This is a genomic window from Marinobacterium nitratireducens (assembly GCF_014645375.1).
GTDB lineage: Bacteria > Pseudomonadota > Gammaproteobacteria > Pseudomonadales > Balneatricaceae > Marinobacterium_A > Marinobacterium_A nitratireducens.
Genome location: NZ_BMLT01000011.1, coordinates 25,278 through 38,747, shown reverse-complemented (window position 1 = coordinate 38,747; position 13,470 = coordinate 25,278). Strand labels below are relative to the sequence as shown.

General features: G+C 62.7%; 10 protein-coding genes and 1 tRNA gene. 3 read left to right on the top strand and 8 right to left on the bottom strand.

Going from position 1 to position 13,470, the window contains the following annotated elements; genetic code table 11:
* Window positions 1–175: 175 nt before the first annotated feature.
* Window positions 176–1,396 carry a phosphoserine phosphatase SerB gene (gene serB / locus IEX85_RS18845; protein ID WP_308425664.1) on the bottom strand — a complete coding sequence of 407 codons (1,221 nt, stop codon included), beginning with the start codon at window positions 1,394–1,396 and terminating at the stop codon, window positions 176–178.
* Window positions 1,397–1,514: 118 nt separating this feature from the next.
* Here serB and IEX85_RS18840 point away from each other — a divergent pair, with 118 nt between their 5' ends.
* Entirely contained in the window at window positions 1,515–2,852 is a 1,338-nt protein-coding gene (locus tag IEX85_RS18840) for a bifunctional DedA family/phosphatase PAP2 family protein (protein ID WP_188862179.1), read from the top strand.
* A gap of 97 nt (window positions 2,853–2,949) precedes the next feature.
* Here the strand turns inward: IEX85_RS18840 and rnr are convergent, their stop codons facing one another.
* The 6 genes from rnr to queA all read right to left on the bottom strand — a co-directional run bounded on the left by rnr (window position 2,950) and on the right by queA (window position 11,030).
* Window positions 2,950–5,331, bottom strand: coding sequence for a ribonuclease R (gene rnr / locus IEX85_RS18835; RefSeq protein ID WP_188862178.1), 2,382 nt, complete (start codon window positions 5,329–5,331; stop codon window positions 2,950–2,952).
* Window positions 5,332–5,520: 189 nt separating this feature from the next.
* Window positions 5,521–6,444 carry a protein translocase subunit SecF gene (secF, locus tag IEX85_RS18830; RefSeq protein WP_188862177.1) on the bottom strand — a complete coding sequence of 308 codons (924 nt, stop codon included), beginning with the start codon at window positions 6,442–6,444 and terminating at the stop codon, window positions 5,521–5,523.
* Window positions 6,445–6,455: 11 nt separating this feature from the next.
* Window positions 6,456–8,312 (bottom strand): protein translocase subunit SecD, encoded by a 1,857-nt coding sequence (gene secD / locus IEX85_RS18825; RefSeq protein ID WP_188862176.1) that lies wholly within the window; start codon window positions 8,310–8,312, stop codon window positions 6,456–6,458.
* Window positions 8,313–8,477: 165 nt separating this feature from the next.
* Window positions 8,478–8,810, bottom strand: coding sequence for a preprotein translocase subunit YajC (gene yajC / locus IEX85_RS18820; RefSeq protein WP_188862175.1), 333 nt, complete (start codon window positions 8,808–8,810; stop codon window positions 8,478–8,480).
* Window positions 8,811–8,859: 49 nt separating this feature from the next.
* The gene (gene tgt / locus IEX85_RS18815; RefSeq protein WP_188862309.1) at window positions 8,860–9,981 is read right to left on the bottom strand and encodes a tRNA guanosine(34) transglycosylase Tgt; all 1,122 of its coding nucleotides are present in this window, start codon (window positions 9,979–9,981) and stop codon (window positions 8,860–8,862) included.
* A 14-nt stretch (window positions 9,982–9,995) separates the two neighbouring features.
* On the bottom strand, window positions 9,996–11,030 hold the full coding sequence (gene queA, locus IEX85_RS18810; protein ID WP_188862174.1) for a tRNA preQ1(34) S-adenosylmethionine ribosyltransferase-isomerase QueA: 1,035 nt from the start codon (window positions 11,028–11,030) through the stop codon (window positions 9,996–9,998).
* Window positions 11,031–11,156: 126 nt separating this feature from the next.
* Between queA and IEX85_RS18805 the strand changes: the two genes are divergently transcribed.
* Window positions 11,157–11,243, top strand: a tRNA-Leu gene (locus IEX85_RS18805).
* A gap of 104 nt (window positions 11,244–11,347) precedes the next feature.
* Here IEX85_RS18805 and IEX85_RS18800 read toward each other — a convergent pair.
* Window positions 11,348–12,259 (bottom strand): LysR family transcriptional regulator, encoded by a 912-nt coding sequence (locus IEX85_RS18800; protein WP_188862173.1) that lies wholly within the window; start codon window positions 12,257–12,259, stop codon window positions 11,348–11,350.
* Between the two features lie 115 nt (window positions 12,260–12,374).
* Between IEX85_RS18800 and IEX85_RS18795 the strand changes: the two genes are divergently transcribed.
* On the top strand, window positions 12,375–13,376 hold the full coding sequence (locus IEX85_RS18795) for a TAXI family TRAP transporter solute-binding subunit (RefSeq protein WP_188862172.1): 1,002 nt from the start codon (window positions 12,375–12,377) through the stop codon (window positions 13,374–13,376).
* Window positions 13,377–13,470: the final 94 nt, after the last annotated feature.

The window sequence follows — 13,470 nt, the reverse complement described above, 5'->3', positions numbered from 1 at the left end:
GCCCCATGATGCGCGAGTGAACGATCCTTTCAGCCCGCCGCCGACGGAAACCAAGACGCCTGCGGCGCCTGTGACGGGTTACGCCGCCTACAAAAGCCCACAGTACCGGACAGGCCGTGCCGGGGCGGCTATCCCATCCTACGCCTCGAGTCACGCGTAACCCTCAGCCTCAGCCTCACACAACCGTATCGCGGTCGCGGAAGCCGATCAGGTAGAGGATACCGTCGAGGCCCAGCGTCGAGATCGAGTGGTCGGCGCTCTGGCGCACCAGTGGCTTGGCGCGGAAGGCGATCCCGAGGCCCGCGGTCCCGAGCATCGGCAGGTCGTTGGCGCCATCGCCGACGGCGATGGTCTGCTCCAGACGCACGCCCTCGCGTTCGGCGATTTCGCGCAGCAGCTCGGCCTTGCGCTGACCGTTGACGATGGTGCCGGTCACTTCGCCGGTCACCTTGCCGTCCTCGATATCGAGCTCATTGGCGTAAACGTAGTCGAAGCCGAGTTTTTGCTGCAGCCGGCGGGCAAAGTAGGTAAAGCCGCCGGAGAGAATCGCGGTCTTGAAACCCAGCGCCTTGAGGTTCGATACCAGCGCTTCCGCCCCTTCGGTCAGAGGCAGCCGTTCGGCGATGCGCTCCAGTACCGAGGCGTCGAGTCCTTTCAACAGCGCCACACGTCGGCGGAAGCTTTCGTCGAAGTCGATTTCACCACGCATCGCGGACTCGGTGATGGCGACGACCTGATCGCCGACCCCGGCCTCCTTCGCCAGCTCGTCGATAACCTCGGCCTCGATCAGCGTCGAGTCCATATCGAACACCACCAGCCGGCGGTTACGGCGATACACATCGTCCTCCTGGAACGCGATGTCGACGTCCAGCTCGCTGGCGGCATGCAGGAACTCCTCGCGCAGCGCACGGTTGTCACGCGGCACTCCGCGCACCGAGAACTCGACGCAGGCCTTGGTATGCGCGTCGACCCCCGACTGCTGTAGCGAGATGCGGCCCGAGAGCCGGTTTATGCTGTCGATATTGAGACCGTGCCCGGCGGCGATTGCGGCGACCCGGGCGATATGCTCGGAAGTGATGCGTCGCGCCAGCAGGGTGATGATATGCCGCGACTTGCCCTGTTCCGTCACCCAGGACTCGTAGGCGTCCTCCTCCACAGGCTCGAAGCGCACGGTCATCTGCAGCTCGTGCGCCTTGAACAGCAGATCCCGCAGTACCGGCGATGATTCTGACTCCTTCGGTACCTCGATCAGCATGCCCAGCGACAGGGTGTCGTGGATGACCGCCTGACCGATATCGAGGATATTGATCCTGTACCTGGCCAGGATGGCACTCATTGCGGAGGTAACACCCGGCTTGTCATGGCCGGACAGGGTCATCAGGATAATTTCTTTCACGGCGGGTCCCTTCTGTTCGCCCTCGGAGGCGCGGAAGTCTGCGGATTGGTTCGGCGGATTATATCAAGGCGTAATACAATTACCCATCGGCGACATCCGATGGCAAGGACGACTCAGCATGGATCTGGCACAGCTATCACTACCCGCGTTAATGCTCGTCACGGCAGCACTTGCACTGTGCGAGTCGCTGGCGTTTGTCGGCGTGCTGGTACCCGGCGTCGCGCTGCTGTTCGCCGTCGCCCTCGCCGCCGGTGAGCAGGGACAGCCTCTGCTGCCAATACTGATCGCGGCTTTCGCCGGTGCCGTCGTCGGTGACGGCCTGAGCTTTCTCCTCGGCCGCCATGCCGAGGACTGGCTGCAGCGACACTGGCCGCTCAACGCCCACCCCGGCTGGCACCGCCGCGGGGCCGCCTTCTTTCAGCGCTACGGCCTGCTCAGCATCGTACTGGGCCGCTTTATCGGACCGGTACGACCGGTGGTACCCTTTATCGCCGGCACCTTCGACATGCCGGCAATGCGCTTCTTCACCGTCAACATCCTTTCCGCGCTGGCCTGGGCACCGGCGTACATCGTACCGGGCTTTCTGGTCGGCCGCTCCGCGGACGACCTGCTGGGGCACTGGCATGCGCTCTTCTATCCGGGGCTCGGCCTGGTACTGGTGATACTGGCAATGACGGTGCTTCACCAGCATCTGCAGCCGGGACAGCCACTGGCACGCTGGGGATCCGAACGCCTGGGGCTGAAACCGGAGCGGCTAGCCGCTCTGATGCTGTTGGCCGGCAGCGCTCTCGCACTCTGCGCCCTGGCGCTGATTCAGATGCAGGGCTGGGCCCAGGACTGGAACCGGCACCTGCAGGGACTGATACTGCTGGGCCCCGATGCCGGCGCCCTGGGATTCTGGCTGCAGGTCACCGCTTTTGGCAGTACCGCGATCCTGTTGCCGGCAGCCGTGCTGCTGGGCTTCGGGCTGAAGTGGCTGCGACGCTCCGCCGATGGCTGGCGCCTGCTGTTGCTGCTGGGTCTGACCGCAGGACTCAACAGTCTGCTGAAGTGGCTGTTTCAGGTGGCACGCCCTGAAACCGGCGTCGAGGTTGCCGGCTGGAGCTTTCCCAGCGGACACAGCAGCGCCAGTTCAGCCTTCTTCGCGATGCTGGCGGTGCTGCTCGCGACCGGGCACGGGGTTGCCGTGCGCAGAGCCAGCTACCTGCTGGCGCTGATGCCGATTCTGCTGATCGGTCTGTCGCGCATCGTCATCGGCGCCCACTGGCCACTCGACGTCATCGCAGGCTGGATCGAGGGATTGATGGCCGCGGCCATGCTGAGGCTCTGGCTGTTGCGCCCGGAACGCGGACGCACCCCGCTGAATGCAAAGGACGCCACGACCATTCTGGCGGCGCTGATAGTTCTTGCGGGGGCACTGTCGGCGGGCTATCACGCACTGGGGCCCGCGGGATAAACGCCGGAACGGCGACAAGACACCGGAGATGATGGCTCCGCGATGCCCCGACCAGGTCGTAACCCGGTGTATCGTGCAGAGCATCGCTTGGCCCATCCTACCTGCGTTTGCGGCCGCCTTTCTTGCGTTTGGCATTGGCTTTGTCGACTTCGCCCTCGGCAAGCTGCTGGCGCACGCTTTTGGGTTTCTTCGCCGAACGCACCTTCTCCACCATCTCGAAATCGATCTTGCGCTCGTCGAGATCGACCCGCATCACGCGAACCCGCACCTGGTCCCCGAGCTTGAAGGTCTTGCGGGTACGCTCACCGACCAGGCGCTGCTTGGCCGCATCGAAATGATAGTAGTCCGACGGCAGCGCGGTGATGTGGATAAGTCCTTCGACATACACCGAGGTCAGTTCGACGAAAACGCCGAAGCCGGTAACCGCCGAGATGACGCCGTCGAACTCGCCGCCCACCTCACTCTGCATGTACTCGCACTTGAGCCAGGACATGACATCGCGGGTGGCGTCGTCGGCGCGACGCTCGGTCATCGAGCAGTGTTCGCCCAGCTGCAGCATCTGCTCCAGCGAGTACTGGTAGCAGAACGCCGGATTGGAGACGAAGCCGTCGGGGCGCAGGATCGTTTTGCTGGAGCGGAACACCGACTTGAGACGGTTCAGCAGTCCGCGGTCGCTCTCGGCGTGAATGGCGGCGCGGATCGCACGATGCACCAGCAGGTCGGGATAGCGCCGGATGGGCGAGGTGAAATGGGTGTAGGCCTGATACGCCAGACCGAAGTGGCCATTGTTCTCCGGGCTGTAAACCGCCTGCCGCATCGAGCGCAGCATCATGGTCTGAATGACGTGCCGGTCCGCCCGGTTCTCGATCTGCTCCGCCAGCTTCTGGTAATCGCCCGGCTCCGGCTTGTCACCGCCGCCGAGGTTGAGCCCGAGTTCGCCGAGGTAGGCGCGCAGGTTCTGCAGTTTCTCGGCCTTGGGGCCCTCGTGGATGCGGTACAGCGCCGGTACCTTGACCTTGTCGAGAAAGCGCGCGGTGGCGACGTTGGCGCACAGCATGCATTCCTCGATCAGCTTGTGGGCATCGTTACGCTCCACCGGAACGATATTGTCGATCTTGCGCTGATCCGAGAACAGGATACGGGTTTCGGTGGTTTCGAAATCGATGGCGCCACGCGCCTCCCTCGCCTTGCGCAGCGCGAAATAGAGGCCGTGCAGGTCCTCGAGGTGCGGCACCACGGCGGCGTATTCCTTGCGCAGCGAGCGGCCCTCCGGGCTCTTGGGCTGCATCAGCATGCTGCCGACCTTGTTGTAGGTGAGGCGCGCGTGCGACTGGATCACCGCCTCGTAGAAGCGATAACCCGACAGTTTGCCGCTGCTGCTGATGGTCATTTCGCAGACCATCGCCAGCCGGTCGACATTGGGGTTGAGCGAGCAGAGGCCGTTGGACAGCAGCTCCGGCAGCATCGGCACGACGAATTCGGGGAAATAGACCGAGTTGCCACGCAAATAGGCTTCGTTGTCGAGCCCCGTCCCCGGACGCACGTACCAGGATACGTCGGCGATCGCGACCCAGAGCCGCCAGCCGCCACTGCGCTTGCGCTCGGCGTATACCGCATCGTCGAAATCCTTGGCATCCTCGCCGTCGATGGTGACCAGCGGCAGTTTGCGCAGGTCGACGCGGTTGCGCTTGGCGCTTTCCTCGACCTCCGGCGACAGGCCTCCGATCTCCTGGCGCACGGTATCGGGCCATTCGTTCGGAATCTCGTAGTTGTGGATCGCGACCTTGATTTCCATGCCCGGCGCCATGTGGTCGCCCAGCACCTCGATGACCCGCCCCTGCGGCATCTGGCGTTTGCCCGGCTGCTGCATCAGCTCGACCACCACCAGCTGGCCGTCACGGTAGCGGACATTGCTGCCCGGGTCCGGCGCCACCATGATGTCCTGGGTGATGCGCTGGTTCTCCGGGATCAGATAACCGAAGTCACCCTGTGACTTGTAACGCCCGACCAGGGTTCGCGTACCGCGCTCGAGCACCTCGATGATCTTGCCTTCGCGGCGCCCCCGGTAGTCGACGCTGACCTCCTGCACCAGTACGCGGTCGCCGTCGAACACCTGGCGCATCTGGCGCGGACTGATGAAGAAGTCGTCGCCGCCGGCATCCGGGGTGACGAAGCCGAAGCCGTCACGGTGGCCGATCACCCGACCGGGGATCAGGTCCATCTTCTTGATAATGCCGTACTCGTTGCGACGGTTGCTGATCAGCTGGCCATCGCGGCACATGGCTTTGAGGCGGCGCGAAACGCCCTCCAGGCTGTCTTCATCCTTGATGCCGAGCTCCTTGCACAGGCGCCCGTGACTGATCGGCGCGCCCCACTCCTGCAGGAACTCCAGGATAAAGTCCCGGCTCGGCACCGGGTTGTCATATTTCTCCGCCTCGGCAGATGCCTGGGGGTCGCGCTTGGTCCAGTCTTTACTCATTGATTTTCCAGCGGGTTCCATTTTACTGAAACATAATAGATGGGATTGGCGGGTGTCGCCTGCATTATACGGGTGACGCGTTACACGTGACGGGTGACGCGAATGGCGGTTTAGAATGCTTAAACTGTAACGCGTAACGCTTATCGATCACAAAATAAAGCCGGCTGAACAGCCGGCTTTTGACAATATTTACGGCATATCGTCGACCGCGTCGTCCTCTTTGGGCGGCGGGATCAGATCCTCGCGGCTGACGCCCATCATCAGCATGATGTTGGCGGCCACGTATATCGAGGAGTAGGTACCCACGGCGATACCGACCAGCAGCGCCAGTGCGAAACCGTGAATGATCTCGCCGCCGAAGATCGCCAGTGCCAGCACCACCAGCAAGGTGGTGGCGGACGTCATCAGCGTACGGCTCAGGGTCTGGGTCAGCGACAGATTGACGATATCCACAGGCTCGCCGGTACGTACCAGTCGAAAGTTCTCGCGGATACGGTCGAACACCACGATGGTGTCGTTGAGCGAGTAACCGATCACCGCCAGTACCGCTGCCAGCACCGTCAGGTCGAACTCGATGCCGAACACCGAGAAAAACCCGAGGGTAATGGTGACGTCATGGGCCAGCGCCAGCACCGCGCCAATCGAGAACTTGAACTGGAAGCGGAAGGCGATGTACACCATGATCATGAACAGCGCCAGCAGCATGCCGAGGCCGCCCTGCTCGCGCAGTTCCTCGCCCACCTGAGCACCGACGTACTCGCTGCGGCGCAGTTCGAGCTGCTGGGTTTCGGTTTCCTGCAACGTCGCCAGCACATGGTCGCCGAGCTTCGGATCGTGGGTCTCCGCCAGGCGGATCAGCACGTCGGTGGGGGCGCCAAAGTTCTGCACCACCACGTCCTCGTACCCCGCTGCGTTAAGGCTGGAGCGGATCTTGCTCAGATCCGCCTCGCGCTCATAGCCGACCTCGACCAGGCTGCCGCCGGTGAAGTCGAGGCCAAGCTCGAGCCCGCGGGTCGCCAGGGAGCCCAGCGACACCAGCAGCAGCAGCGCCGAAATCGCCAGCGCGACCTTGCCCAGGCGCATGAAGTTGAGCACTTTTTCCTGCTTTGCCATTTTCTAACTCCTCAGATCGCCAGACGGTTGAGCTTGCGCCCGCCGTAACAGAGGTTGACCAGTGCCCGGGTCACCATGATGGCGGTGAACATCGAGGTGACAATACCGACCGACAGGGTCACGGCGAAGCCCTTGACCGGGCCCGTACCCATGGCGAACAGGATCAGCGCCGCGATCAGAGTGGTGATGTTGGCGTCGAGTATGGTGGTGAAGGCGCGGCCGAAACCGGCACTGATGGCCGACTGGGCCGGCATGCCGTTTTTCAGCTCCTCCCGTATGCGCGAGAAGATCAGCACGTTGGCGTCCACCGCCATACCCACCGTCAGTACGATACCGGCGATACCCGGCAGCGTCAGGGTCGCCGAGAGCAGTGACATCACCGCCACCAGCAGCACCAGGTTGAGCGTCAGCGCGACGTTGGCCAGCAGACCGAAGACACGGTAGTACAGCACCATGAACACCAGCACCAGAGCAAAGCCGATCTTCACCGACATCACGCCCAGCGCGATGTTCTCGGCACCCAGGCTTGGGCCTATGCTGCGCTCCTCGACGAAGTAGATCGGTGCCGCCAGGGCGCCGGCGCGCAGCAGCAGCGCCAGTTCCGACGATTCGGTCGAACTTTCGAGGCCGGTAATGCGGAACTGCGAGCCCAGCACCGACTGAATTGTGGCCAGTGAAATGATCCGCTTCTCGACGTAGGGAATGCGCCGCTCCTGCTGAACGCCGTCGACGGTCTCGGTCAGGGTGCGGCTCTTGTGCTCGACGAACAGCACCGCCATGCGCCGCTGTACCGCGTTGCGGGTCACGCGTCCCATCATCTGTCCGCCCTTGGCGTCGAGCGTGATCGACACCTGCGGCATGCCGTTCTCGTCGAAGGCGGCCTGGGCGTTGGCAACGCTGGAACCGGTGATGATGATGTCACGTTCGAGCGTGGCCTTGCGTCCCGGCTGGCTGCGGAACTCGTAGGTTTCGGTACTGCCCGCCGCTGCGTTCGGCGTCGCCTCGAGACGGAACTCCAGGTTCGCGGTCTTGCCGATAATACGCTTGGCGGCGGCGGCGTCCTGGACGCCCGGCAGCTGCACCACGATACGGTTGCGTCCCTGACGCTGCACCAGCGGTTCGGCAACGCCGAGTTCGTTGACCCTGTTGCGCAGCGTGGTGAGGTTCTGCTTGACGGCGTAATCCTCGATCTCGGCGATGCTCTGCTCGGTCAGATTGATCAGAATGTAGTAATCGCCGTTCTGCTCGTCGGTGGTCACCAGGAATTCCTGATATTCCCGTCTCAGCAACGCAAGGGCCTCGTCACGCACCGCCTCGTCGGCGAACTTGACCTCCAGGCTACCGTCGGCACGGTGGTCCACCAGGCGGTAGCGCAACCGTTCCTGCCGCAGCTTGGTCTTGATTTCGGAAACGTAGACGTCGAGACGCTGAGCCACCGCCTGCACGGTGTCCACTTCCAGCAGGAAGTGCACCCCGCCGCGCAGGTCGAGACCCAGCTTCATCGGGCCCGCTCCCAGTGCGGTCAGCCAGTCCGGCGTCGTCGGCGCCAGGTTCATCGCCACCACGTACTGCTCGCCGAGCAGATTCGCGATCACGGGCTTGGCCCGCAGCTGCGACTCGCCGTCGGCGAAGCGGATCAGGCCATTGCCGCCCTCGTCCAGTTCGACGCCCTTGTTGGGAATGCCTTCGCGCTCCAGAGCGGCAGACACTCGCTCGAGCAGCGGCTCATCGACCTGGTAGGCCTCGCGGGTACCGGACAGCTGAATGGCGTAGTCGTCGGGGTAGATGTTGGGGGCTGCGTATAGCAGGCCGAGCGCCAGCAGCAGCAGAATCAGAAGGTTTTTCCAAAGCGGATAGCGGTTGAGCATAGGGTGCCCTGTTCTGTCATCGCAGCCGGGGCGCCTGCGCGTCCACGGCCCTGGATCCGGCAGGATACAAATCGACCCTGCTCCTGCACATCCCTGTGCCCGCAGGATAAATACGTCCTGTACCAAAAACGCCACTGGGACAGTGGCGTTTTACGTCAGCCGGGGTCAGATGCTTTTGATCGTGCCCTTGGGCAGAGCGGCGGCCACATGCGCCTTCTGGAAGTTGAGCTGGGTGCCTTCGCACACTTCCAGAACCACGTAGTCGTCCGAAACCTTGATCACCTTGCCGATGATGCCGCCGGCGGTGAGCACTTCGTCGCCCTTGGTCAGGCTGTTGATCAGATTCTTGTGATCCTTGGCGCGTTTCGCCTGCGGACGCCACATGAAGAAATAGAAGATCAGACCGAAGCCGACCAGGAACAGGATGTTGAAGATACCCGGATCCATGGCGCCGGCGGCCGGCTCTGCGGCATGGGCTGAAGAAATCAGAAAGCTCATGTGGCTTTACTCCTTGGTGTTTGAAGGCTTTTAACTTGAAAACTCTATCTTAAATGGAGGCAAGCGGCGGTGTTTCAAGGCCCCGCTTGGCATAAAAATCGTCGACAAAGGCCGACAATTTACCCTGTTCAATTGCCTCGCGCAAACCGGCCATCAGCACCTGGTAGTAGTGCAGATTGTGGAGGGTGTTGAGCTGCGAACTCAGAATCTCGTTGCACTTGTCGAGATGGTGCAGGTAGGCGCGACTGAAGTTGCGGCAGGTATAGCAGTCGCAGCCTTCGTCCAGCGGCCGGGTATCGGTCTTGTTGGCGGCGTTGCGGATCTTGACGATGCCGGTATCGGTAAAGAGGAAACCGTTACGGGCATTGCGCGTCGGCATCACGCAGTCGAACATGTCGACGCCGCGGCGCACGCCCTCGACCAGGTCCTCGGGCCGGCCCACCCCCATCAGATAGCGCGGCTTGTCCGCCGGCATTTTCCAGGCCAGATGATCGAGAATCCGCACCATGTCCTCCTTGGGCTCGCCCACCGAGAGACCGCCGATGGCATAGCCGTCGAAGCCGATTTCGGTCAGGCCCTCGAGGGACTCGTCGCGCAGGTGCTCGTACATGCCCCCCTGGACGATACCGAACAGCGCCGACGGACTGTCGCCATGGGCGTCCTTGGAGCGCTTCGCCCAGCGCAGCGACAACCGCATCGAGGTGGCCGCCTCCGGCTCGGATGCAGGATAAGGCGTGCACTCGTCGAAGATCATCACGATGTCGGAGCCGAGCTCGCGCTGCACCTCCATCGACCGTTCCGGATCGATGAACACCTTGCTGCCATCGACCGGCGAGCGGAAGGAGACCCCCTGCTCGGTGATCTTGCGCATCTTGCCGAGGCTGAATACCTGAAAGCCGCCGGAGTCGGTCAGGATCGGCCCCTGCCACTGCATGAAGTCATGCAGATCGCCGTGCAGGCGGATGATCTCGGTGCCCGGGCGCAGCATCAGGTGAAACGTATTGCCGAGAATGATCTGGGCGCCGGTGGCCTCGACATCCCGGGGCAGCATGCCCTTGACGGTGCCGTAGGTGCCCACCGGCATGAACGCCGGGGTCTCCACGGTGCCGCGGGGGAAGGACAGCCGGCCGCGACGGGCCTTGCCGTCCTCGCCGAGCTTCTCGAAGGTCATGAAACAGTTGCGGCTCACTTGGCCTCCTGGCGGGTCAGAAACATGGCATCACCGTAGCTGAAGAAGCGGTAGCGCTCGGTCACCGCTTCGCGATAGGCGCGCTGGATATGGTCGAAACCGGCGAAGGCGCTGACCAGCATCAACAGCGTCGATTCAGGCAGGTGAAAATTGGTGATCAGGGCATCGACCTGACGGTAACGGTAGCCCGGATAGATGAAAATATCGGTATCACCGCTGTAGGGACGGATCTCGCCGTCACGGCTGGCGCTCTCGAGGCAGCGCACGCTGGTGGTGCCGACCGCGACCACCCGACCGCCGCGGGCCCGGGTTTCGCGCACCGCATCGCAGGTCTCCTGACCCACTTCTATATACTCGGCGTGCATGCGGTGCTCCTCGACCTGATCGACCTTGACCGGCTGGAAGGTGCCGGCGCCGACATGCAGCGTGACGAAAGTCTGGCGAATGCCCTTTTCCGCGAGCCTGGCCAGCAGCGCCTCATCGAAATGCAGCCCCGCGGTGGGCGCGGCCACCGCCCCCGGCTTGCGGTTGTAGACGGTCTGGTAGCGTTCGCGGTCCGACAGCTGGTCGTCCCGCTTCATGTACGGCGGTAGCGGCATGTGACCGAACTCCTCGAGCACCTCGACCAGGTGACGGTCGGTGGCGAACTCGAGCTCGAACAGATTGTCGCGGCGGCCGCTGACGCAGGCTTCGACGCCCCCTTCGAGGTGCAGCGTCGTGCCCGGCTTCGGTGCCCTGCTGGCGCGCACGTGAGCGAGCGCCCGCTGACCGTCCAGCACCCGTTCTATCAACACTTCTACCTTGCCACCCGAGGCTTTTTCGCCAAACAGCCGCGCCGGAATCACCCGCGTATCGTTGAATACCAGCAAATCGCCGGGCTCGAGCAGTTCGAGGATGTCACTGAATTGTCGGTGCTCGATGGCGCCGCTGTTGCCGTCGAGACACAGCAGACGGCTGGCCGAGCGCTGCTCCAGCGGAAAACGCGCAATCAGCTCTTCCGGCAGCTCGAAACTGAAATCTTTTACCTGCATTTGGACTCTTGCAAGAGGTTGACGGGAAGGGCCGGGATTGTAACCGAAAACGGCTTTTTTTTCAGTCATCGCGGAACAGCACGATTGACGCTGTCACAGAGCCACTTATAATACGGTCTCGCTTTTGCCAGTGTGGTGAAATTGGTAGACACAGGGGATTCAAAATCCCCCGGGGTAAAACCCGTGCCGGTTCGAGTCCGGCCACTGGTACCATTGATGCTTTCGAATCAGGCCCCTGTGCCTCGACCTGGTTCCCTCCCCTCTTAATACCCGACTTCAAGCGACGAAAACGCCACCCAGGGTCAGTCCTGACACATTCAGTAGCTGCCGATGGCGGTCCTGTCGAGGTTCTGGAAGTAACGCTTCAGGCTCCCGGCGATGTCCTGCACGTCGGGCCGCTCGAGATTGCGCTCGGGAAACCAGAGGGCGATGTCGTGCCGCGGCATCGGCGTATCGACGTTCAGCACGTGATCATCACCGAGACGCTCCGAAAGCATGGTGAGGCGGTACGGCAGGGTCACCAGCACATCGCTGCGCTGCAGCATGGATATCACCATATCGATACCGCCGGTAAAGAGCATCCGGGCGGGGCCGCTGAAGCGGCTCATGTCGAGGGAGTCGAAAATCCCGGACCTGGCGCCCGAGGCAATCCAGGGCAGCGACTTCAGCGCCTCGGCTGCAACAACTGCCTTGCTGCCGTACAGCGGCGACCTGGCGCCGACGAAGACCCGCAGCTCGTCATGGAAGATAACCTCGCGCGTCAGGTTATTCTGGATCGCATCGGTATTGACCGGGGTCAGCGCCAGCTCCAGCTCGCCCGCATTCAGCTGCTGGATAAGGGTCGCCGCTGTTGCGGTGACGAAATGAATAACGGAGTTCGAGCTATCCGAGACCAGGTCGAAGAAATCATGGATGGCGCCGAGCGCGATCAGCGATCCGACGCCGACACGGACCTCCCCGCCCAGTCCCTGCTTCCACTGTTCGATCAGCCTGTCGGTGTGTTCGGCGTAATCGTCGATGCGCTGGCCGACCTCGGCCAGACGGGTGCCGATTTCCGTCGGGCGCACGCCGCTCGAGGTACGCACCAGTACCGGTCCGCCCACCCGATTCTCTATCGTCTGGATCGCGCGGGTCAGCGTGGGCTGCGTAACGTTGAGGCGCTCGGCGGCACGGCTGAGCGAGCCGTATCGGACAATCACCGACAGTTGTTTGAGCAGTCGCGGATCCATCTATAAATTTTTGTATAGCCGTGGCCTAAATTGGAATTTCCTTTATAGCCCTATCCAGTTCTATGATCAACGTACCGATTCGCATCCAATAAGAAACGACAAGAGGATCTGCACAATGCGCTATCTCCGCAACACCCTTGCCGCCGGTATCCTGTCCATTGCCACCTTTACAGCCCAGGCAGAGTCTCTGGGGTTCGAAGGGGGCGGCTCCGCCTCTCTGACCGGCATCGTGCCGCAGTCGATGGCGCCCTACGCCGCCAAGGAGGACGTCGACCTGCAGGTCGTGCTGGGACAGTCGCTGACCAAGTCGGTGATGAAGGTGGCCGCCGGCAGACTGGACCTTGCCGTTGCCCCGCCGCCCGCCATCACGGCCATGAAAGCCGGTGCCGGCCCGTACAAGGGCAGCCCCGAGCAGGCGAAAAAGCTGTCCGGCAACCTGCGTGCACTGTTCGGCTTCTCCGCCAGCGCCATTCACGCCATCGTCTGGGCCGATTCCGGCATCGAGAGCTGGAAGGACCTCAGGGGCAAGCGTGTCTTTATCGGTCCGCCGGCGGGCTCCGCCGCAGGCCAGTCCGCCGGCCTGATCGAGCAGGCCTCCGGCGGACTGGTGGCCGGCACCGACTACGAAGGCATCAAGCTGCCCTGGGGCGCAGCGCTTCAGGGGTTCCAGGACGGCCAGTTCGACGTCTATATGGGCTTCTATCCGATCGGCTCCCAGGCACTCAACGAGCTCAGCCTGCAGCGCCCGATCCGCATTCTGTCGGTGAACGACGAGGTCATAAAGTCCCCTGGCTGGACAGAGTTTCAACGCCAGCAGGTCACCGGCCTTGCAACCATTCCGGCCAACACCTACTCCGGACAGGCCAATGCCGACCAGGCGATCACAACAGGCACAACCCTGATGATGGTGGTCACCAATGCCAAGTTGAACGACGACACCGCCTATAAGCTCACCAAGGCGTTCTGGAACAACATCGACGCGATGAAGCAGGCCAACGCTCTGATGAAACAGGTGGATCCGTCCCAGCCCTTTACCGGGGTGAACGTACCCCTGCATCCGGGCGCGGCTCGCTACTACCAGGAACAGGGAATCGAGATTCCCGCCGACCTGATGTAACCAACCGGATTTAGCAGACCCTTCGCACGTTCGGACGCACCGGCCGGCAGCCACCAGCTGCCGGCCAGATCCCACCTCAGCTTTCGGGTTCCAC